17 protein-coding genes and 1 pseudogene are annotated in these 22,242 nt (G+C 54.7%); 13 read left to right on the top strand and 5 right to left on the bottom strand.

Annotation, left to right across the window (positions count from 1 at the left end; all coding sequences use genetic code 11):
• Nucleotides 1-167: 167 nt before the first annotated feature.
• The 9 genes from sspA to ACE15A_RS21370 all read left to right on the top strand — a co-directional run bounded on the left by sspA (nucleotide 168) and on the right by ACE15A_RS21370 (nucleotide 7,115).
• The gene (gene sspA / locus ACE15A_RS21410) at nucleotides 168-806 is read left to right on the top strand and encodes a stringent starvation protein SspA (protein WP_000257298.1); all 639 of its coding nucleotides are present in this window, start codon (nucleotides 168-170) and stop codon (nucleotides 804-806) included.
• Nucleotides 807-811: 5 nt separating this feature from the next.
• A complete protein-coding gene (sspB, locus tag ACE15A_RS21405) occupies nucleotides 812-1,312 on the top strand; it encodes a ClpXP protease specificity-enhancing factor (protein WP_023246364.1) in 501 nt (166 codons plus the stop codon).
• A 108-nt stretch (nucleotides 1,313-1,420) separates the two neighbouring features.
• Complete coding sequence (nanR, locus tag ACE15A_RS21400) at nucleotides 1,421-2,212, top strand: transcriptional regulator NanR (protein ID WP_000382925.1); 792 nt, start codon at nucleotides 1,421-1,423, stop codon at nucleotides 2,210-2,212.
• A 134-nt stretch (nucleotides 2,213-2,346) separates the two neighbouring features.
• The gene (nanA, locus tag ACE15A_RS21395; RefSeq protein WP_023246366.1) at nucleotides 2,347-3,240 is read left to right on the top strand and encodes an N-acetylneuraminate lyase; all 894 of its coding nucleotides are present in this window, start codon (nucleotides 2,347-2,349) and stop codon (nucleotides 3,238-3,240) included.
• A 115-nt stretch (nucleotides 3,241-3,355) separates the two neighbouring features.
• On the top strand, nucleotides 3,356-4,846 hold the full coding sequence (nanT, locus tag ACE15A_RS21390) for a sialic acid transporter NanT (protein WP_023246367.1): 1,491 nt from the start codon (nucleotides 3,356-3,358) through the stop codon (nucleotides 4,844-4,846).
• Nucleotides 4,847-4,893: 47 nt separating this feature from the next.
• Nucleotides 4,894-5,583: an N-acetylmannosamine-6-phosphate 2-epimerase gene (locus ACE15A_RS21385; RefSeq protein ID WP_023246368.1), complete on the top strand. Its 690-nt coding sequence runs from the start codon at nucleotides 4,894-4,896 to the stop codon at nucleotides 5,581-5,583.
• A complete protein-coding gene (gene nanK / locus ACE15A_RS21380; protein ID WP_023246369.1) occupies nucleotides 5,580-6,455 on the top strand; it encodes an N-acetylmannosamine kinase in 876 nt (291 codons plus the stop codon). Before ACE15A_RS21385 ends, nanK begins: the two co-directional genes overlap by 4 nt.
• Nucleotides 6,452-6,919: an N-acetylneuraminate anomerase gene (gene nanQ, locus ACE15A_RS21375; RefSeq protein ID WP_023246370.1), complete on the top strand. Its 468-nt coding sequence runs from the start codon at nucleotides 6,452-6,454 to the stop codon at nucleotides 6,917-6,919. Before nanK ends, nanQ begins: the two co-directional genes overlap by 4 nt.
• 55 nt (nucleotides 6,920-6,974) lie before the next feature.
• Nucleotides 6,975-7,115 (top strand): hypothetical protein, encoded by a 141-nt coding sequence (locus ACE15A_RS21370; protein WP_023246371.1) that lies wholly within the window; start codon nucleotides 6,975-6,977, stop codon nucleotides 7,113-7,115.
• 157 nt (nucleotides 7,116-7,272) lie between these two features.
• On the opposite strand, the gene ACE15A_RS21365 is transcribed toward ACE15A_RS21370, so the two are convergent.
• The 5 genes and pseudogenes from ACE15A_RS21365 to gltB form a co-directional block, all read right to left on the bottom strand.
• Nucleotides 7,273-8,553 (bottom strand): cytosine deaminase, encoded by a 1,281-nt coding sequence (locus ACE15A_RS21365; RefSeq protein WP_023246372.1) that lies wholly within the window; start codon nucleotides 8,551-8,553, stop codon nucleotides 7,273-7,275.
• Nucleotides 8,543-9,793, bottom strand: a complete 1,251-nt coding sequence (codB, locus tag ACE15A_RS21360; protein ID WP_023246373.1) for a cytosine permease — start codon at nucleotides 9,791-9,793, stop codon at nucleotides 8,543-8,545. Before codB ends, ACE15A_RS21365 begins: the two co-directional genes overlap by 11 nt.
• A 204-nt stretch (nucleotides 9,794-9,997) precedes the next feature.
• Nucleotides 9,998-10,443, bottom strand: a pseudogene (locus ACE15A_RS21355) (DUF1016 N-terminal domain-containing protein); the annotation flags it as partial.
• Nucleotides 10,444-10,647: 204 nt separating this feature from the next.
• Entirely contained in the window at nucleotides 10,648-12,066 is a 1,419-nt protein-coding gene (gltD, locus tag ACE15A_RS21350; protein ID WP_023246374.1) for a glutamate synthase subunit GltD, read from the bottom strand.
• Nucleotides 12,067-12,075: 9 nt separating this feature from the next.
• A complete protein-coding gene (gltB, locus tag ACE15A_RS21345; protein ID WP_129382512.1) occupies nucleotides 12,076-16,536 on the bottom strand; it encodes a glutamate synthase large subunit in 4,461 nt (1,486 codons plus the stop codon).
• Between the two features lie 670 nt (nucleotides 16,537-17,206).
• Between gltB and ACE15A_RS21340 the strand changes: the two genes are divergently transcribed.
• The 4 genes from ACE15A_RS21340 to mtgA all read left to right on the top strand — a co-directional run bounded on the left by ACE15A_RS21340 (nucleotide 17,207) and on the right by mtgA (nucleotide 22,171).
• The gene (locus ACE15A_RS21340; RefSeq protein ID WP_053508291.1) at nucleotides 17,207-18,136 is read left to right on the top strand and encodes a TIGR01212 family radical SAM protein; all 930 of its coding nucleotides are present in this window, start codon (nucleotides 17,207-17,209) and stop codon (nucleotides 18,134-18,136) included.
• Nucleotides 18,137-18,229: 93 nt separating this feature from the next.
• On the top strand, nucleotides 18,230-20,566 hold the full coding sequence (gene arcB, locus ACE15A_RS21335; RefSeq protein WP_053508289.1) for an aerobic respiration two-component sensor histidine kinase ArcB: 2,337 nt from the start codon (nucleotides 18,230-18,232) through the stop codon (nucleotides 20,564-20,566).
• 226 nt (nucleotides 20,567-20,792) lie between these two features.
• Complete coding sequence (gene elbB / locus ACE15A_RS21330) at nucleotides 20,793-21,446, top strand: isoprenoid biosynthesis glyoxalase ElbB (RefSeq protein WP_023246378.1); 654 nt, start codon at nucleotides 20,793-20,795, stop codon at nucleotides 21,444-21,446.
• Nucleotides 21,443-22,171, top strand: a complete 729-nt coding sequence (mtgA, locus tag ACE15A_RS21325) for a monofunctional biosynthetic peptidoglycan transglycosylase (RefSeq protein WP_023246379.1) — start codon at nucleotides 21,443-21,445, stop codon at nucleotides 22,169-22,171. Before elbB ends, mtgA begins: the two co-directional genes overlap by 4 nt.
• Nucleotides 22,172-22,242: the final 71 nt, after the last annotated feature.

Below are 22,242 nucleotides of genomic sequence, written 5' to 3'. Positions count from 1 at the left end.
AAATCTGGTAAACTATCATCCAATTTTCTGCCCAAATAGCGGGGAATGTTCATTTTTTGTCTCGTTTTTGAGCAATGATGACTTTTTTCGCCCTGGGTGACATAACATCTGGCTGGTCACGTTGTGGCTGGTAGCAGTAAAAATTCTGAATATACCTGGAGGTTTTCATGGCTGTCGCTGCCAACAAACGTTCGGTAATGACGCTGTTTTCTGGTCCTACTGACATCTATAGCCATCAGGTCCGCATTGTGCTGGCTGAAAAGGGTGTTAGTTTTGAGATCGAACACGTGGAAAAGGACAATCCACCTCAGGATCTGATTGACCTCAACCCGAATCAAAGCGTTCCGACACTGGTGGATCGTGAGCTGACCCTGTGGGAATCTCGCATCATTATGGAATATCTGGATGAGCGTTTCCCTCATCCGCCGCTGATGCCGGTTTATCCGGTCGCTCGCGGTGAAAGCCGTCTGTACATGCACCGTATTGAAAAAGACTGGTATACGCTGATGAACGTCATCGTAAACGGGTCTGCTTCCGAGGCCGACTCTGCGCGTAAACAACTGCGCGAAGAGCTGCTGGCGATTGCGCCGGTATTTGGCCAGAAACCGTATTTCCTGAGCGACGAATTCAGTCTGGTTGATTGCTACCTGGCACCTCTGCTGTGGCGTTTACCGCAGTTAGGTATCGAATTCAGCGGCGCAGGGGCGAAAGAGCTGAAAGGCTATATGACCCGCGTCTTTGAACGTGATTCTTTCCTGGCTTCCTTAACCGAAGCTGAACGTGAAATGCGCCTCGGTCGGGGTTAACCTGTATGGATTTGTCACAGTTGACGCCGCGTCGTCCTTATCTGTTGCGCGCTTTCTATGAGTGGTTATTGGATAACCAACTGACCCCGCATCTGGTGGTGGATGTGACGCTGCCTGGCGTGCATGTCCCTATGGAATATGCGCGCGATGGGCAAATCGTCCTCAACATCGCGCCGCGTGCGGTAGGTAATCTGGAACTGTCTAATGATGAAGTGCGCTTTAATGCGCGCTTCGGCGGCGTTCCCCGTCAGGTTTCTGTGCCTTTGGCTGCGGTGCTGGCGATTTACGCCCGTGAAAATGGCGCGGGTACCATGTTTGAGCCTGAAGCCGCCTATGATGAAGACGTTGTCAGCTTAAATGATGATGACAAAACCACAGGCGCGGAAAGCGAGACCGTGATGTCCGTCATTGATGGCGATAAGCCTGACCACGATGACGACAGTAGCCCTGATGACGAGCCGCCACCGCCGCGTGGCGGACGTCCGGCGCTGCGCGTGGTAAAATAATCAACAGGCCCTGAAGGGCCTGTTTTGTTTGGTCTCCTCGTGGGTTCACCCCGCTTTTAAAGCTGTGATACGATAGGCTGGCTATTATCTGCCACCGACCACTCATGAATGGACGTTATGAACGCATTTGATTCGCAAGCAGAAGATTCTCCTACATCCCTCGGGCGTAGTTTGCGCCGCCGTCCGCTGGCGCGTAAAAAACTGTCTGAAATGGTTGAGGAGGAGCTGGAACAGATGATCCGTCGCCATGAATTTGGCGAGGGGGAACAGCTACCGTCTGAACGTGAATTAATGGCCTTCTTCAATGTGGGACGTCCCTCCGTGCGTGAAGCGTTAGCCGCGCTGAAGCGTAAAGGTCTGGTGCAAATCAATAACGGCGAACGCGCCCGCGTTTCGCGCCCCTCTGCCGATACCATCATCAGTGAACTGTCAGGTATGGCGAAAGATTTTCTTACTCACCCTGGCGGTATTGCTCACTTTGAACAGCTACGGCTTTTCTTTGAATCCAGCCTGGTACGCTATGCGGCGGAACATGCCACCGACGAGCAGATCGCGTTGTTAACGAAAGCGCTGGAAATTAATAGTCAGTCGCTGGATGACAACGCGCTGTTTATTCGTTCGGACGTCGAGTTTCACCGGGTACTGGCTGAAATTCCTGGTAACCCGATCTTTATGGCTATTCATGTTGCTCTGCTGGACTGGCTAATCGCCGCTCGTCCAAGCGTTCCCGATCGCGAGTTGCATGAACATAATAACGTGAGTTATCAACAGCATATTGTGATTGTTGATGCCATCCGTCAGCGAGATCCAGATAAAGCGGATCGCGCTCTGCAAACCCACCTCAATAGCGTTTCCGCTACCTGGCACGCGTTCGGTAAAAAAAGTCAAAAAATGCGGTAGAGATCGCGCTTCCGATCTTTGTTTAGTGAAGCAGATCGCACTATAAGCGTTCTGTATTATTTGCTGCTTATTTGTTCTGGTATAACAGGTATAAAGGTAGGTAGTTAATATATTCATCATCCGCAGAGGTAGGTATGGCAAAAGCATTGCAAGGCGTAATGGCGGCGTTGTTGACCCCATTTGATCATCAGCAGCAACTGGATAGCGAAAGTCTGCGCCGTCTGGTGCGTTTTAACATTGGGCAGGGTATCGACGGACTATACGTTGGCGGTTCCACCGGGGAAGCATTCGTACAGAGTCTTGCAGAAAGAGAGCAGGTGCTGGAAATTGTCGCCGAAGAGGCGAAGGGAAAAATCACGCTGATCGCCCATGTCGGGACGGTAAGCACCGCAGAAAGCCAGCAACTGGCGAGCGCTGCAAAGCGTTACGGTTTTGATGCTGTCTCTGCGGTGACGCCCTTTTATTACCCTTTCAGTTTTGAAGAGCACTGTGACCATTATCGGGCAATCATTGATTCCGCAGATGGGCTACCGATGGTGGTATACAACATTCCGGCGTTAAGCGGCGTAAAACTTACGCTGGATCAGATCAATACGCTGGTGACATTACCAGGCGTGAGCGCGCTGAAGCAAACTTCCGGCGATCTTTTCCAGATGGAACAGATCCGTCGCGCGCATCCGGATCTGGTGTTGTACAACGGTTATGACGAAATTTTCGCCTCCGGCTTGCTGGCGGGAGCGGACGGCGGTATCGGCAGCACATACAACATTATGGGCTGGCGTTATCAGGGGATTGTGCAGGCGTTACGTGAGGGCGATGTGGCGAAAGCACAGCGCCTGCAAACCGAGTGCAATAAGGTTATTGATTTACTGATTAAAACCGGCGTATTCCGCGGCCTGAAAACGGTCCTGCATTATATGGACGTGGTATCGGTGCCGCTGTGTCGTAAACCGTTTGCGCCTGTTGATGAAAAATATCTGCCGGAGCTGAAGGCGCTGGCTCAAGAATTGCTGGAAGAAAAGGCGTAACAGCGTAATGCCGGGGGCGCTGCGCTTGCCCGGCCTACGACAGTACGAACGGTAGGCCGGATAAGGCGAAGCCGCCATCCGGCACAACGACAACAAAAATCGTCGGGAGAGTAAAATGAGTACTTCTGCCCAGAACATCCCGTGGTATCGCCATCTCAACCGGGCGCAATGGCGGGCATTTTCCGCTGCCTGGCTGGGATATCTGCTTGATGGTTTTGATTTTGTGTTGATTGCTCTTGTACTGACTGAGGTACAAAGCGAATTTGGGCTGACGACGGTACAGGCGGCAAGCCTGATTTCGGCGGCTTTTATCTCTCGCTGGTTTGGCGGGTTATTGCTGGGCGCGATGGGCGATCGCTATGGGCGTCGTTTGGCGATGGTCAGCAGCATCATTCTGTTTTCGGTGGGAACCCTGGCCTGCGGGTTTGCGCCCGGTTACACTACCATGTTTATCGCCCGATTGGTGATTGGTATGGGCATGGCGGGCGAATATGGTTCCAGCGCGACCTATGTGATTGAAAGCTGGCCAAAACATTTACGCAATAAAGCCAGCGGATTTCTGATTTCCGGCTTCTCCGTTGGCGCGGTCGTCGCCGCGCAAGTGTACAGCCTGGTGGTGCCTGTCTGGGGCTGGCGTGCGCTGTTTTTCATTGGCATCTTGCCAATTATCTTCGCCCTCTGGCTGCGGAAAAACATTCCGGAAGCAGAGGACTGGAAAGAGAAACACGCGGGTAAAGCGCCGGTACGCACGATGGTCGACATTCTTTATCGGGGCGAACATCGCATCATCAATATCTTAATGACCTTCGCCGCCGCCGCTGCGCTGTGGTTCTGTTTTGCCGGTAATCTACAAAATGCTGCGATTGTGGCGGGGCTGGGACTATTGTGTGCGGCTATCTTTATCAGTTTTATGGTGCAGAGCAGCGGTAAACGCTGGCCCACTGGCGTAACGCTGATGCTGGTGGTGCTGTTTGCTTTCCTCTATTCCTGGCCGATTCAGGCGCTATTACCCACTTATCTGAAAACCGAGCTGGCCTACGATCCACATACGGTGGCGAATGTCCTTTTCTTTAGTGGATTCGGCGCGGCGGTTGGTTGCTGCGTAGGCGGTTTTCTTGGCGACTGGCTGGGAACGCGTAAAGCGTATGTCTGTAGCCTGCTGGCCTCGCAAATACTCATTATTCCAGTTTTTGCGATTGGTGGCGCAAACGTCTGGGTTCTGGGTCTGCTACTGTTTTTCCAACAGATGTTGGGGCAGGGGATTGCCGGGATTCTGCCGAAACTGATCGGCGGGTACTTCGATACCGATCAGCGTGCGGCGGGGCTGGGCTTTACTTATAACGTCGGCGCGCTCGGCGGCGCGCTGGCACCGATCCTGGGAGCGCTGATCGCTCAACGTCTGGATCTGGGCACTGCGCTGGCATCGCTCTCTTTCAGCCTAACGTTTGTCGTGATCCTGCTTATAGGTCTCGATATGCCGTCTCGCGTACAGCGTTGGCTACGTCCGGAAGCGTTACGAACTCACGATGCTATCGACGACAAGCCGTTCAGCGGAGCCGTACCGTTTGGCAGTAGTAAAGATGCCTTTGTAAAAACGAAAAGTTAATCCGCTTGCCCGGTTTTCAAACCGGGCAATATTTGTAAGGGAGTAGTATGTCGTTACTTGAACAACTGGATAAAAATATTGCCGCTTCTGGCGGTTTGATTGTCTCCTGCCAGCCCGTTCCTGGCAGTCCGCTGGATAAGCCGGAGATTGTAGCGGCAATGGCGTTGGCGGCGGAACAGGCGGGCGCGGTTGCGGTGCGTATTGAAGGCATAGACAACCTGCGTGTGACCCGCTCGCTCGTTTCGGTACCGATTATCGGCATTATCAAACGCGATCTGGACGAGTCTCCAGTACGCATTACCCCTTTTCTCGACGATGTAGATGCGCTGGCGCAGGCAGGCGCAAATATTATCGCCGTTGATGGAACCGCTCGACAACGGCCGGTAGCTGTTGAGGCGTTGTTGGCGCGCATTCATCACCACCATCTACTGGCGATGGCCGACTGCTCATCCGTGGACGATGGTCTCGCCTGCCAACGGTTGGGCGCGGACATTATCGGCACGACAATGTCCGGCTACACTACCCCCGATACGCCGGAGGAACCCGATCTGCCCTTAGTCAAAGCGTTGCATGACGCCGGATGCCGGGTGATAGCCGAAGGGCGCTATAACTCGCCAGCACTGGCGGCGAAGGCGATCCGTTATGGCGCATGGGCGGTGACGGTGGGGTCCGCCATTACCCGTCTGGAACATATCTGTGGATGGTATAACGACGCATTAAAAAAGGCGGCGTCATGACTACGTTAGCAATCGATATTGGCGGTACTAAACTTGCCGCCGCGCTCATCGACAAAAACTTGCGCATTAGCCAGCGTCGCGAGCTGCCGACCCCCGCGAGCAAAACGCCGGACGCGTTACGTGAAGCATTAAAGGCGCTGGTTGAACCGCTACGGGCAGAGGCGCGTCAGGTAGCGATAGCCTCTACCGGGATCATTCAGGAAGGGATGCTGCTGGCGCTAAACCCCCATAATCTGGGTGGCTTGCTACACTTTCCGTTAGTTCGGACACTGGAAACGATCGCTGGCCTGCCGACGCTGGCGGTGAACGATGCGCAGGCGGCGGCCTGGGCGGAGTATCACGCGCTCCCTGATGATATCCGCGATATGGTGTTTATCACCGTTTCAACAGGGGTTGGCGGCGGCGTTGTTTGCGACGGCAAGCTTCTTACCGGAAAAGGCGGTCTGGCCGGGCATCTGGGACACACTCTGGCGGACCCACACGGGCCCGTGTGCGGCTGTGGACGCGTTGGCTGCGTAGAGGCCATCGCCTCTGGACGAGGGATGGCCGCGGCGGCACGCGACGATCTGGCGGGATGCGACGCCAAAACCCTATTTATTCGCGCTGGCGAAGGCCATCAGCAGGCGCGGCATCTGGTAAGCCAATCCGCGCAGGTAATGGCGCGACTGGTCGCCGATGTGAAAGCGACCACCGACTGCCAATGTGTGATCATTGGCGGCAGTGTAGGGTTAGCTGAGGGATACCTGGAGCAGGTTCGTGCGTTTTTGATGCAAGAACCTGCGCCTTATCACGTGGCGCTGAGCGCCGCTCGCTATCGGCATGACGCAGGATTATTGGGCGCTGCTCTGTTAGCTCAAGGAGACACATTATGATGATGGGTGAAGTACGGTCGTTGCCTTCTTGCGGGTTGCATCCGCGACTGCTGGATGCATTGACCCTCGCGCTGGCGGCAAGGCCGCAGGAGAAAGCGCCGGGGCGCTATGAATTGCAGGGCGACAATATCTTTATGAATGTGATGCAGTTAACGACGCAAATGCCTGCAGAGAAGAAAGCGGAATTGCATGAGCAATACATTGATATTCAGCTACTGCTGACCGGCGCCGAGCGTATTGCGTTCGGGATGTCCGGCGCCGCTCGCCAGTGCGAGGAGATGCACGTTGAAGAGGATTACCAGCTTTGTAGTAAAATCGCCGACGAGCAGGCTATTACGCTGCAAGCGGGGATGTTTGCTGTGTTTATGCCGGGAGAACCGCATAAACCGGGATGTGCAGTTGGTGAGCCGGATGACATCAAGAAAGTGGTAGTGAAGGTACGCGCCAGTCTGCTGGCGGCCTAAATCTCTTGCCGGAAGTATCCTTCCGGCAAGGTAAACGCATCGATTCGGAACCCTCATGCATTCGCCGTTAGTGATTGCGCCCGGGGGCAGCGCGGCGATGAAGGTTAAAGCGGACAACGTGATAAGCGCTCCAGTGCTGACTTACGTCAACGAGTATGGCGCGCCTCTGCCGTTAGTTTCAGCGCCTGCACGTTAACTCTGTAAGGGACTGGCGTTGCCGCGGTGGATTTGGCGCAGATCGACAGCGCCGATTTTATCCCAGTGGCAGTTCTCATCCACTTGTAGTTTTCCGTGCATTGTGGATGAAATATAAACGCAGGCCCCTTTGCGGGGCTGCGTTGTGAAGGTGTCGGTTAGCGCTTAAACGTCACGGCTTCCGGCTGGGTCAGGTGCAGCGTTGTCTGGCTCGGCACCGTCTCGGCAATAACCCGCCCGTGGCGAATCGAGTAACGGGCAGGCGTCTGGCGGCGCACCGCGTCGAATCCATTCTCAGCCGGTAAGATAACCAGATTCGCGGAATTGCCGACGTTCAGGCCGTAGTCCGGTAAATGCAGAGTTTTCGCGCTGTGGGTGGTGATCAAATTCAGCCCATCATTGATTTGTCCGTATCCCATCAACTGGCAAACGTGTAACCCCATGTGTAGCACCTGCAGCATATTGGCGGTACCCAGCGGATACCACGGATCGAATACGTCATCATGACCAAAGCAGACATTAATGCCCGTCTCCAGCATCTCTTTCACGCGGGTTACGCCGCGGCGCTTGGGATAGGTATCAAACCGCCCTTGCAAGTGGATATTCACCAGCGGGTTAGCAATGAAGTTAATCCCCGACATTTTCAATAGGCGGAACAGGCGTGAAGCGTAGGCGCCGTTATAGGAGTGCATTGCGGTGGTATGACTGGCAGTGACGCGCGCGCCCATGCCATCGCGATGCGCCAGCGCCGCGACCGTTTCGACAAAGCGAGACTGCTCATCATCAATTTCGTCGCAGTGCACATCGATCAGTCTGTCGTATTTCTGTGCCAGGGCGAAGGTTTTGTGCAGCGATTCAACGCCATATTCCCGCGTGAACTCAAAGTGCGGGATTGCGCCAATAACGTCAGCGCCCAAACGTACGGCTTCCTCTAACAGCGCTTCACCGTTGGGGTAAGAAAGAATACCTTCTTGCGGGAAGGCGACGATTTGCAGGTCTACCCATGGCGCAACCTCCTGCTTCACTTCCAGCATCGCTTTCAGTGCCGTCAGCGTCGGGTCAGAAACGTCAACGTGAGTACGGACATACTGGATGCCGTTGGCCATCTGCCACTTGAGGGTTTGCATCGCACGTGACTTCACGTCTTCGTGGGTGAGCATCGCTTTACGTTCGGCCCAGCGCTCAATCCCTTCAAACAGCGTCCCCGACTGATTCCAGTTCGGTTCGCCTGCGGTTTGCGTGGTGTCCAGGTGAATATGTGGCTCAACAAACGGCGGGATGACCAGCCCACCTTCGGCATCCAGCGCTTCGCCTTGCGCCAACGAGGCCGCTTCCTGCGGTTCAATACGGCTAAAGCGACCGTTTTCAATCGTGAGCTGCCACAATCCTTCGCGCCCCTGCAGACGCGCCTGACGGATGGTAAGGGAATTATTCTGCATGGCCGATCTCCGGGGATTTCGCAAAGCTGCGATTGCAAAGTGGATTCAACAAGATATAGCTGAAGACGCCGCCGAGTACGGCGTTGACGGGCACAATACCTGGAACATAATGTCCGGCGGCGATGCCCAGCGCGACGGAAAGAATAGCAATCCAGTTAACAGGAATAAAGCGCGCGGTGTTGAAGTCGGCATAGCGGCGGCGGTTTAACAGGTAGTCGGCAATAATCACCCCGCCAATCGGTGGGATGGCAGATGAGAGGAACGTCAGCCAGCCGACAAAATTATTGTAAAGCCACAGCGCGCACACGGTACCGATAATACCGTTAGCCACCGACAGCGTGCGGCTGGAAAGGCCGGTAATATTGGCGAAACCCAGGCCCGATGCGTACAGCGCGTTGTCGTTGGTGGTCCAGATATTCAGGCCGAGCACCACAATCGCGGGCAGCAACAGCCCCTGCGCGATCATCACGTCAGAGATATCCGCTTGACCGACGGCGGCAGCGCCTGCCGCGCCAAAGATAAACATCAGCGAGTTACCGAGGAAAAAAGCGACCATCGCAATCAGTACGGCGCTTTTGGCACGACGCCCGAAGCGGACGAAGTCGGCGGTCAATGTACCGGCGCTGACAAATGATCCCACCACCAGCGCCAGCGCGCTGGAAAAATCCAGCGGTGTCTGCGGCATTATCGTTTTTAAATGCTCCAGCCCACCCACGCCGCTGACCGCCAGCCAGACGGAGTAGCTACCCAGAATAACGATCGCGGGTACGGCAATGATAGACAAAATGGTCAACGCCGAGATGCCGAAAAAGATGGTCAGGGTCATCAGCAGACCCGAAACGGCAATCAGGATATTGGCATCAATGCCCGTCGCTTTACTGACCGGAATAGCGAACATCGCTACGCCAACGCCAAACCAGCCTACCTGTGTGCCGCCAAGCAGCAAGGAGGGAAGCCATGAGCCTTTAACGCCAAAGGAGTAACGTGCAAGGAGGTGGGTGGAGAGTCCGGTTTTTGCGCCGATGTAGCCAAGAAATGCAGTGTAGATACCGAGGAGGAGATTACCGAAGAGAACTGCGAGGAAGAAATCATGATAGGAAAGGCCGGTGCCGAGCGTCCCTCCGGTCCACATACTGGCGGAAAAAAACGTTAAACCCAACATGACAAACGTCAGTGGAATCACGCCTTTCCGCGCCGCCTGGGGAACTGGCCCCTGGCTATAATTGTTGTCCTGCGACACAACGCCTCCTTGAAATTTGGCCAAAAAATCCGCCGCATAATATACATTTTTTTGATGAATGCAAACGTTTACGTACGGATTTACATATAGCATCGTGAAGAGGCGATATTTGAGTTATCGGGGATAATATCTGGCGGTCTCTGGCATTATGATTTGCGCGTCTCCAACAGGTTTTGTGAGCGCACAAGTTCATCAGCCAGCAGCGTTACGTAAAGTCTCTTTTTCATAAAAGCGGCGGGCATCGTTATCTTTCACCGACAGCAGACGCACATAAGCTGACCAGGGAAGAGGGAATGTTTTGGCGAGCAGTATGCTATTAGATTCCGCAGACAGTGTCTGCGGAATTTCAATATGTTGAAAACAAAGATAAAATGTACGAATTTGCCATAGGTTTCTGGTGGAAAAACCGCGCTTATAGCGCTGGCTTAAATCTACCGCCAATCGTTCGATAAGCTGAGTACCATAGGCCGCTCGCGCTTCTCCTCCTGTTCAAATTCGACAATGCGTCGGCCAATTTCCTAATAGGTGGCGGTCATGATGGTATTGATACTGCGTACGGTCTCAGTACGGGCCGTATCCACTAGCCGGATGATGCCGTCATGAATTTGCTGATATTCATCAGACTGTGGCGATAAAGTTGGATTCGTCATGTCATCCCTTACGTGATAGTTTCAATGTGAAATTAGAACGCTATCAATACGCCTCAGGCGTAAACGGATCAATCCGTGAACGGATTTTACATGGTATTACATCTCGATTTACGAGCGGGTTTCCAGAACCGGCAGGAGAGATATTGAGGAGAAGAATATCTCTCCTGCCACCAGCACAAGGCATCAACCGGGGAGCCGGAAGGGTTACACTTCAAGGTAGTTCATAATCCCGTCAGCCGCTTTACGGCCTTCGGCAATTGCCGTCACCACCAGATCGGAACCGCGCACGATGTCGCCACCAGCGAAGATTTTCGGGTTGCTGGTCTGGAAAGCATTATCGCTGCGTTCCGGCGCGATAATTCGTCCTTGCGAGTCCAGTTCCACGCTGTGTTTCGCCAGCCATTCCATGCTGTGTGGACGAAAACCAAACGCCATCACCACCGCATCAGCCGGAACCACATGCTCGGAGCCGGCGACGATCTCCGCCCGTCGACGGCCTTTGGCGTCCGGTTCGCCCATTTCAGTACGCACCATTTTTACGCCGCTTACTTTGCCGTTGGCATTGACTTCAATGCCCAGCGGCTGCACGTTAAACTGGAACTCGACACCTTCCTCGCGCGCGTTTTTCACTTCGCGTCTGGAACCAGGCATGTTCTCCTCATCACGACGATAAGCACAGGTCACGTGCGTGGCGCCCTGACGAATGGAGGTACGCACGCAGTCCATTGCGGTATCGCCGCCGCCCAGCACCACCACGCGTTTGCCTTCCATGCTGACATATGGCTCGTTACTGGTTTCGCCAAACCCCATGATCTGCTTCGTATTGGCGATAAGGAACGGCAGAGCGTCGAAAACCCCGTCCGCATTTTCATTTTCCAGCCCGCCGCGCATCGACTGATAGGTACCGACACCAAGGAACACTGCGTCGTACTCTTTCAACAGCTCGTCAAGTTCGACGTCGCGGCCCACTTCAACATTGAGTTTGAACTCAATGCCCATGCCGGTGAAGATTTCACGGCGGCGGGTCATCACCTCTTTTTCCAGTTTGAAAGCTGGAATACCGAAGGTCAGCAGGCCGCCGATTTCCGGATGGCGGTCAAAGACCACCGCCTTCACGCCGTTGCGGGTCAGCACGTCGGCGCACGCCAGCCCTGCCGGGCCTGCGCCGATAATCGCTACCCGTTTGTCAGTCTGGCGCACGCCGGTCATATCCGGGCGCCAGCCCATCTCAAACGCTTTATCATTGATATAACGTTCGATGTTGCCGATGGTCACCGCGCCAAACTCATCGTGCAGCGTACAAGAACCTTCGCACAGACGGTCCTGCGGGCAGACACGGCCGCACACTTCCGGCAGAGTGTTAGTCTGGTGCGATAGCTCAGCCGCCTCAAAAATACGCCCTTCGTTAGCCAGTTTCAGCCAGTTTGGGATGTAGTTATGTACCGGGCATTTCCACTCGCAGTATGGGTTACCACAGGATAAACAGCGATCCGCCTGGGCTTTCGCCTGGCCTTCAGAAAACGGTTCGTAGATTTCAACAAACTCGATCTTACGGATCTTCAGCGGTTTCTTCGGCGGATCAACGCGCTGCAGGTCGATAAATTGATAAACATTCTGGCTCATTTCAATTCCTTACTGCGCCTGCACGCGCAATTCTGCCGCACTACGACTACGGTGGCCCAACAGGGCTTTGACATCGCTGGACTTGGGTTTAACTAACGCGAATTGGGTTGAGAAGCTTGACCACCTGGACAGGATCTCTTCGCCGCGTTGCGAACCAGTATGTTGCACGTGCTCGGTGATCAGGCCGCGCAGATGCTCTTCGTGGATAGCCAGCGAATCGACGTCCAGTACTTCCACCAGTTCCGGGTTCACGCGTTTACGGAATTCGCCGTCTTCGTCCAGCACGTAGGCGAAGCCGCCGGTCATTCCCGCGCCGAAGTTAACGCCGGTTTTACCCAGCACGCAGACGATGCCGCCGGTCATGTATTCACAGCCGTTGTCGCCGATGCCCTCTACCACGGTAATCGCCCCGGAGTTACGCACGCCGAAACGTTCGCCCGCGCGGCCCGCCGCGTACAGACGGCCACCGGTCGCCCCATACAGGCAGGTGTTGCCGATAATGCTGGCTTTATGACTGAGGAAGGCGGAGCCTACCGGTGGTCTGATGGCGATCAAACCGCCCGCCATACCTTTACCGACATAGTCATTGGCATCGCCGGTCAGATATAGCTCCACGCCGCCCGCGTTCCACACGCCGAAGCTCTGGCCTGCAGTACCGCTGAAGTGCGCTTTAATCGGATCGGAAGCCAGCCCCTGATCGCCGTGGGTCTGCGCGATATAGCCGGAAAGCGACGCCCCAACGGAACGATCGGTGTTGCGAATATCGAACCAGAAGGTTTTGCTCTGGCGTGCATCAACAAACGGTTTTGCCTGCTGCAACAGTTGCGCATTCAGCACGCCGTTATCAAACGGCGGGTTATTCTCGGTGCAGTACAGCGCTTTGCCAGGATGCGGCTGTGCGGTTTCCAGCAGGCGAGACAGCGCCAGCTTCTGCTGTTTAGCGGTGAAGCCCTCCAACTCTTTAAGCAGGTCGGTGCGGCCAATCAAATCCACCAGGCGGGTCACGCCCAGTTCGGCCATCAGCTCGCGCACTTCGCGGGCGATAAATTCAAAGTAGTTGGTCACTTTGAACGGCAGACCGTGATAGTGGTTCTTACGCAGTTTTTCATCCTGCGTCGCCACGCCGGTTGCGCAGTTGTTCAGATGACAAATACGCAGGTATTTACAGCCCAGCGCCACCATCGGGCCGGTGCCGAAGCCGAAACTTTCCGCACCGAGAATCGCCGCTTTAATGATGTCTACGCCAGTTTTCAGGCCGCCATCGACCTGCAGACGAATCTTGTGACGCAAGCCATTGGCGACCAGCGCCTGCTGGGTTTCAACAAGTCCGAGTTCCCACGGACAGCCCGCATATTTCACGGAAGAGAGCGGGCTGGCACCGGTGCCGCCGTCGTAGCCGGCGATGGTGATCAGATCCGAATAGGCTTTCGCCACGCCGGTAGCGATAGTGCCGACGCCCGGCTCGGACACCAGCTTCACCGAGATCATCGCTTTCGGGTTGACCTGTTTGAGGTCGAAAATGAGCTGCGCTAAATCCTCGATAGAGTAGATATCGTGATGCGGCGGCGGGGAGATCAGCGTCACGCCCGGTACTGAATAGCGCAGTTTGGCGATATATGGCGTCACTTTATCCCCCGGCAACTGACCGCCTTCGCCTGGCTTCGCGCCCTGCGCGACTTTAATCTGAATCACATCGGCATTCACGAGGTAGGCCGGCGTCACGCCAAAGCGACCGGAGGCCACCTGTTTGATACGCGACACTTTATTGGTGCCGTAGCGCGCCGGATCTTCACCGCCTTCACCGGAGTTGGAGTTGCCACCGAGGCTGTTCATCGCTTCCGCCAGCGCTTCGTGCGCTTCCGGACTTAATGCGCCGATAGACATGGCTGCGGTATCAAAGCGTTTAAACAGCTCACTGGCGGGCTCAACCTCGTCGATAGCGATCGCCTCGCCGTCTGGATGTATCGCCAGCAGATCGCGCAGCGTTGCCGCCGGGCGGTTGTTGACCAGCTCGGCATATTCTTTGTAATCGCTGTATTCGCCGCTCTGTACCGCCTGTTGCAGGGTGCGCACCACGTCCGGGTTATAGGCGTGATATTCGCCGCCGTGGACGTACTTCAGCAGGCCGCCAGGGCTAATGGGTTTGCGCGCCAGCCAGGCGCGTTTAGAGAGATTCAGCAGATCCTGTTGGAAGTCATCGAAGCTCGCGCCGCCGATACGGCTGACCACGCCCTGGAAGCACAGGTTTACCACATCATCGTGCAGCCCGACCGCTTCAAACAGTTTGGAGCAGCGGTAAGAGGCAATGGTCGAAATGCCCATTTTGGACATGATCTTGTACAGTCCTTTGTTGATGCCGTTACGGTAGTTCTGCATCACGGTACGGTAGTTTTTGGCGATGGCCTGGGTATCAATCAGACGCCCCAGCGTTTCGTAGGCCAGATACGGATAGATGGCCGTCGCGCCAAAGCCCAGCAGCACCGCAAAGTGGTGCGGATCGCGGGCGCTTCCGGTTTCTACGATGATGTTGGCGTCGCAGCGCAGGCTTTGTTCTACCAGACGCGTCTGCACCGCGCCCACCGCCATCGGCGCGGGTACCGGCAGGCGATTCTTACCGATATTGCGATCCGAGAGGACCAGCAGCACGGTGCCATTACGCACCATCTGTTCCGCTTTATCGCACAGTGCTTTGACCGTCGCATCCAGCGAGGTTTCGGTGACATCAAAGGTAATGTCAAGCCAGTCGGCGCGGTAGTGATGCTCGGTCATGGTGGTGAGCTGTTTGAAATCGGAGTACAGCAGGATCGGCGATTTAAAACTCAGGCGATGGGCCTGACCTTCCGCTTCGCAGAAGACGTTCATTTCGCGACCGATGCTGGTGGCGAGCGACATGACGTGCGCTTCACGCAGCGGGTCGATAGGCGGGTTAGTGACCTGCGCGAACTGTTGGCGGAAGTAGTCGTAAATAATACGCGGCTGGCTGGAGAGCACGGCAAAGGGGGTATCGTCGCCCATTGAGCCAACTGCTTCCTGGCCGTTTTCACCTAACACGCGGATAACCGAGTCCAGCTCTTCGGCGCTGTAGTTAAACTGTTTCTGATAGCTGGCAAGCAGGTCGTCGTCCAGTTCGCGGCTACCGACTTCTTCATCCGGCAGATCTTCAAATGGCACCAGACGGCGGACATTCTTTTCCATCCACGCTTTATACGGATGGCGACTTTTTAGATCGTCATCAGTTTCCGCGGAATGCAGGATACGTCCCCCGCGGGTGTCGATCACCATCAGCTCGCCGGGACCGACGCGACCTTTCTCGACCACTTCATCCGGCTGATAGTCCCAGATACCGACTTCCGAGGCGCAGGTGATCAGCTTGTCTTTGGTGATGACATAGCGTGCCGGGCGCAGGCCGTTACGGTCGAGGTTACAAGCGGCGAAGCGCCCGTCGGACATCACGATGCCTGCCGGGCCGTCCCACGGCTCCATGTGCATGGAGTTAAAGTCGAAGAAGGCGCGCAGATCCGGGTCCATATCCGGGTTGTTCTGCCAGGCGGGCGGCACCAACAGGCGCATGGCGCGGATGATGTCCATCCCGCCTGCCAGCAGCAGTTCCAGCATATTGTCCAGCGAGCTGGAATCCGAACCGGTTTCGTTAACAAACGGCGCGGCGGACTGTAAATCTGGGATCAGCGGCGTCTGGAATTTATAGGTACGGGCGCGCGCCCACTGGCGGTTGCCGGTAATGGTGTTAATCTCGCCGTTGTGCGCCAGGTAGCGGAACGGCTGCGCCAGCGGCCAGCGCGGCACGGTGTTAGTGGAAAAGCGCTGGTGGAACAGGCAGATAGCCGATTCCAGACGCAGATCCGCGAGATCCAGGTAGAAGCGCGGCAGATCCGCCGGCATACACAGACCTTTATAAATGTTGACCAGGTTCGACAGGCTGCACACGTAGAAATCTTTGTCGTCCTGCAAGCGCTTTTCAATGCGGCGGCGGGCGATAAACAGACGGCGTTCCATATCGCGCGGACGCCAGCCCGCCGGAGCGTTGACAAAAATCTGCTCAATACGCGGCAGGGAGGAGAGGGCGATTTCACCGAGCACGCCTTCATTGGTTGGTACATCGCGCCAGCCGACAATCGACAGGGTTTCCTGTTGTAATTCTTCTTCGACAATATGGCGTGACGCGGCGGCCAGTTCAGGATCTTTATTCAAAAAGATCATCCCGACGGCGTAGTTTTTGGCTAAGCGCCAGCCGCGCTCTTCGGCCACGATGCGAAAGAAACGGTCAGGTTTTTGTAATAGCAAGCCGCAACCGTCGCCGGTTTTACCGTCGGCAAGGATCGCGCCACGGTGCTGCATGCGGGCCAGCGCGTGTATGGCGGTACGCACTACCTTGTGGCTAGGTTCGCCTTCTATGTGGGCGATCAGGCCGAAACCACAGTTATCCTTCTCAAGGGATTTATCGTACAACATATCAGTGAACCTCCCCAGGCTCTACGGGACGCTCTCCCAACCGATGGCGCGCGGGCACAGCAAGAGCATGGCGACGGGGCTGGCGCATCATACGCTTACCTCGCATTCGCCCTCTTTATGTCCTTTTCGCATTGGTAAATACGGTTAAGAGGGAATCTCAATTACTGCATAAATATGATGAGCAGACGGCTCATCCAGAAAGCTTCCAGCGGATTCCCAACTTATCGGGAATCCACACCCAGGTCAAATGGCAAACTGATTTATGCAAAAGTGTGCTGTAGTACAGATAACTTTTTGAATCCATTGAAATTAAAAGGTTTTTATAGAAAGGCGGCCAAAGCGGAGCGGCAGAAATCCTGTGATCTGTCTCACTATAAGAGCCGCTTGTCAGGTCCTGTCTGACCTTGTTTTTCCAAAAATCTTAGCATTTTATGCTGATTTAAGTATAAGCGGCATTTAATGCTACTGTTTTTATCGACGAACCTTCAGACGTTGAAAAAAGAGGGGAATATCAGAAAAAATCATCAGCAGTTTTATGAATGAAATATCGTTTATTTTGCTTTATTATGCAATAAGTAAACGCCTTCCGGGGCGATTGATCCAGGTCATCGCCAAAGGAGGCTAAAAATGGCAGGCTTTGGCCTCTTTTTAAGAGGCGGTCTATCAGATTATGCAGTTACAGAAATTAGTCAATATGTTTGGTGGGGATCTTTTACGTCGGTATGGGCAAAAGGTTCATAAGCTGACGCTTCATGGCGGTTTTAGCTGCCCTAATCGCGACGGCACCATCGGGCGCGGCGGCTGCACCTTCTGTAATGTCGCCTCTTTTGCCGATGAGGCGCAGCAGCATCATTCGATTGCCGAGCAGCTTGCGCATCAGGCGCATCTGGTGAACCGCGCTAAACGCTATCTGGCCTATTTCCAGGCCTACACCAGCACCTTTGCAGAAGTGCAGGTGCTACGTTCCATGTATCAACAGGCCGTCAGTCAGGCCAGCATCGTCGGATTATGCGTCGGTACGCGTCCGGATTGCGTACCGCAGGCGGTAGTAGATTTATTGTGTGAATATAAAGATCAAGGCTATGAGGTGTGGCTGGAACTGGGACTGCAAACCGCGCACGATAAAACGCTGCGCCGTATTAATCGCGGGCATGACTTCGCCTGCTATCAGCGTACCACCCGGATTGCCCGTGAGAGCGGGTTGAAAGTGTGCGCGCATCTGATTGTGGGGCTGCCGGGCGAGGGGCAAAGTGAATGCCTGCAAACGCTGACTCGCGTTGTGGAAACGGGCGTGGACGGCATTAAACTGCACCCGCTGCATATCGTCAAAGGCAGTATTATGGCGAAAGCCTGGGAGTCGGGGAGGCTGAACGGCATTGCGCTGGACGATTACACGCTAACGGCAGGGGAGATGATTCGTCATACGCCGCCGGAGGTGATTTATCACCGGATTTCCGCCAGCGCGCGCCGTCCGACGCTGCTCGCCCCTCTGTGGTGCGAGAATCGCTGGACGGGGATGGTTGAGTTGGACAAATACCTGAATGAGCATGGCGTACAGGGATCTGCGCTGGCCCGTCCCTGGATACCTCCCATAGCGTAGCGTGATGAGGGGCGCTACGCATATTTCGCACAATATTCAACGCGGTTCTCATAATTGGGTATTATGTGCGAAGTTGTGGTGAAGGAATCCTCTATGAAGCAAATTCGTATGCTGGCGCAATACTATGTCGACCTGATGATGAAACTGGGTCTGGTGCGCTTTTCCATGCTCCTGGCGTTGGCGTTGGTGGTGCTGGCGATTGTCGTGCAGATGGCAGTGACCATGGTGCTGCATGGTCAGGTCGAAAGTATCGACGTCATTCGTTCTATCTTTTTTGGCCTGTTAATTACGCCCTGGGCGGTCTATTTCTTATCGGTTGTTGTTGAACAACTGGAAGAGTCAAGGCAGCGACTGTCGCGTCTGGTGCAAAAGCTGGAGGAGATGCGCGAGCGCGATCTCAAGCTTAACGTACAGTTGAAGGACAATATTGCCCAGCTTAATCAGGAAATTGCCGATCGCGAAAAAGCGGAAGCGGAGCTACATGAGACATTTGAACAGCTAAAAGTAGAAATTAAAGAGCGTGAAGAGGCGCAAATCCAGCTAGAACAGCAATCCTCTTTTTTGCGCTCATTTCTGGACGCCTCGCCGGATTTGGTTTTTTATCGTAATGAGGATAAAGAATTTTCCGGCTGTAACCGCGCAATGGAATTGCTAACCGGCAAGAGTGAAAAACAGTTGGTGCATTTGAAGCCGGAAGATGTGTACTCTCCCGAAGCGGCGGAGAAAGTCATTGAAACCGATGAAAAAGTATTCCGCCATAACGTCTCTCTGACCTACGAACAGTGGCTGGATTACCCGGACGGACGGAAAGCCTGCTTTGAAATTCGTAAAGTGCCTTATTATGACCGTGTCGGTAAACGTCATGGCCTGATGGGATTTGGCCGTGATATTACCGAGCGTAAGCGTTATCAGGACGCGCTTGAACGCGCCAGCCGCGACAAGACCACGTTTATCTCTACGATCAGCCATGAACTGCGTACCCCGCTTAACGGCATCGTCGGTTTAAGCCGCATCCTGCTGGATACCGATCTCACCGCCGAACAGGAAAAATACCTTAAGACGATCCATGTCTCCGCCGTGACGTTAGGCAATATTTTCAATGATATCATTGACATGGATAAGATGGAACGGCGTAAGGTTCAGCTTGATAACCAACCGGTTGATTTCACCAGCTTTATGGCCGATCTGGAAAACCTTTCCGGTTTGCAGGCGCAGCAAAAAGGTCTACGTTTTGTGCTTGAGCCGACGTTGCCGCTGCCGCACAAAGTCATTACCGACGGAACGCGTCTGCGCCAGATTCTGTGGAATTTGATCAGCAATGCGGTGAAGTTTACTCAGCAGGGCCAGGTTACGGTGCGGGCGCGCTATGAGGAAGGCGACATGCTGCACTTTGAAGTAGAAGATTCCGGGATCGGCATTCCGCAGGATGAGCAGGATAAAATTTTCGCCATGTATTATCAGGTGAAAGACAGTCATGGCGGTAAACCGGCGACGGGTACTGGTATCGGGCTGGCGGTCTCCCGTCGGCTGGCGAAAAATATGGGGGGCGATATTACCGTTTCCAGTTTGCCGGGCAAAGGATCGACCTTTACGCTAACGGTTCATGCGCCAGCGGTGGCGGAAGAGGTGGAGGACGCCTTTGATGAAGACGACATGCCGCTGCCCGCGCTGCATGTTCTGCTGGTCGAAGATATTGAACTGAACGTGATCGTGGCGCGTTCGGTACTGGAAAAACTGGGTAACAGCGTGGATGTCGCGATGACCGGCAAGGCGGCGCTGGAGATGTTCGTGCCGGGCGAATACGACCTGGTCTTACTGGATATTCAGCTACCGGATATGACGGGTCTGGATATCGCCAGAGAACTAACCCGTCGCCACACGCGGGAAGATTTACCGCCGCTGGTGGCGCTCACGGCTAACGTTCTGAAAGATAAAAAAGAGTATCTGGACGCCGGTATGGACGATGTGCTGAGTAAGCCGCTGTCGGTGCCGGCCTTAACTGCGATGATTAAAAAATTCTGGGATGCCACCGATAAAGAGGAGAGTACCGTGACGCCTGAAGAGAGCGATAAAGCGCAAGCGCTGCTGGATATCCCGATGCTGGAACAGTACATCGAGCTGGTCGGGCCTAAATTGATCACCGACGGTCTCGCAGTGTTTGAAAAAATGATGCCTGGCTATTTAAGCGTGCTGGAGTCCAATCTGACGGCGCGTGACAAAAAAGGCGTCGTTGAGGAAGGGCATAAGATTAAAGGCGCCGCCGGTTCGGTAGGGCTGCGTCATCTGCAGCAGCTTGGCCAGCAAATCCAGTCGCCGGATCTTCCCGCCTGGGAAGATAACGTCGCAGAATGGATTGAAGAGATGAAGCAGGAGTGGCAGCACGACGTCGCGGTGCTGAAAGCCTGGGTGGCAAACGCGGAAAAAAAATGACCCCGGTTTGACCGGGGTGCGCGAATACTGCGCCAACACCAGGGAAATCGTGGCTGCGCCGTGCTTATTATGATGATGTAAAAGGCGCAGTCCTATTTTCAGGCCGCACGCAGTTAAGATAGCAAATCCTAAATGATTTGTTACATGAATCATTTAAATGTGTGAAGCGTAGCATTTTAATCAAAATTATTAATGGGCTTGAGTCGGTTGCAGGAGGATGTTCACCATGAAAAAAATTGGCGTAGTGCTCAGCGGATGCGGCGTCTATGACGGCGCCGAAATTCATGAGGCCGTTCTGACGTTGTTGGCCATTGCCCGCAGCGGCGCGCAGGCTGTCTGCTTCGCGCCGGATAAACCACAAGCGGATGTCATTAATCACCTGACCGGCGAAGCGATGGCGGAAACGCGTAATGTCCTGATTGAGGCGGCGCGTATTACGCGGGGCGAGATTCGTCCCCTGTCCCAGGCTCAGCCAGAGGAACTGGATGCGCTCATTGTGCCTGGTGGTTTCGGCGCGGCGAAGAACCTGAGTAATTTCGCCAGCCGGGGGAGCGAATGCCGTGTGGATAGCGATTTAGCCGCGCTGGCGAAGGCCATGCACCAGACCGGCAAGCCGCTGGGATTCATCTGTATCGCGCCCGCAATGTTGCCGAAAATCTTTGACTTCCCGTTACGTCTGACGATAGGGACGGATATTGATACCGCTGAAGTACTTGAAGAGATGGGCGCCGAACACGTACCTTGCCCGGTTGATGATATCGTTGTGGACGAGGATAACAAGGTCGTGACCACCCCTGCCTATATGTTGGCACAGGATATCGCCCAGGCGGCAAGCGGCATTGATAAATTAGTGTCGCGCGTGCTGGTTCTGGCGGAATGAGCAAACGACGCATCGCGCCGTTAACGTTTTTGCGCCGTCTACTTTTACGTACTCTTGTTGCGCTCGCCGTCTTTTGGGGCGGCGGTATTGCTCTGTTTAGCGTGGTTCCGGTGCCTTTTTCGGCGGTGATGGCGGAACGGCAGATTAGCGCCTGGCTGAGCGGAGAGTTCGGGTATGTGGCGCGTTCTGACTGGGTCAGCATGGCAGATATCTCGCCGTGGATGGGGCTGGCGGTAATTGCGGCGGAAGACCAGAAGTTCCCTGAGCATTGGGGCTTTGATGTTCCGGCGATTGAAAAAGCGCTGGCGCATAATGAGCGGAATGAGAGCCGTATTCGTGGCGCCTCCACGCTTTCGCAGCAAACGGCGAAAAATCTCTTTTTATGGGATGGACGAAGTTGGGTGCGCAAAGGTCTGGAGGCCGGGCTGACTCTGGGCATTGAAACCGTCTGGAGCAAAAAGCGCATCCTCACGGTTTATCTGAATATCGCGGAGTTTGGCGATGGTATTTTCGGCGTGGAGGCTGCGGCCTGGCGATATTTCAATAAGCCCGCCAGCCGCTTAAGTATGCCCGAAGCCGCGTTGCTGGCGGCCGTATTGCCAAATCCGTTACGCTATAAGGCGAATGCGCCTTCCGGCTATGTGCGTAGTCGACAGGCGTGGATATTGCGCCAGATGCGCCAACTGGGCGGGGAAGCTTTTATGACGCGCAACCAGCTTAATTGATTTTGCCGGATGGCGACGTGAACGTCTTATCCGGCCTACGATCCGTGTCGTCCAGGCCTGATAAGCACAGG

This window comes from Salmonella sp. HY31 (assembly GCF_042604575.1).
Classification (GTDB): domain Bacteria; phylum Pseudomonadota; class Gammaproteobacteria; order Enterobacterales; family Enterobacteriaceae; genus Salmonella; species Salmonella diarizonae.
This window is presented reverse-complemented; position numbering and strand designations above follow the sequence as displayed.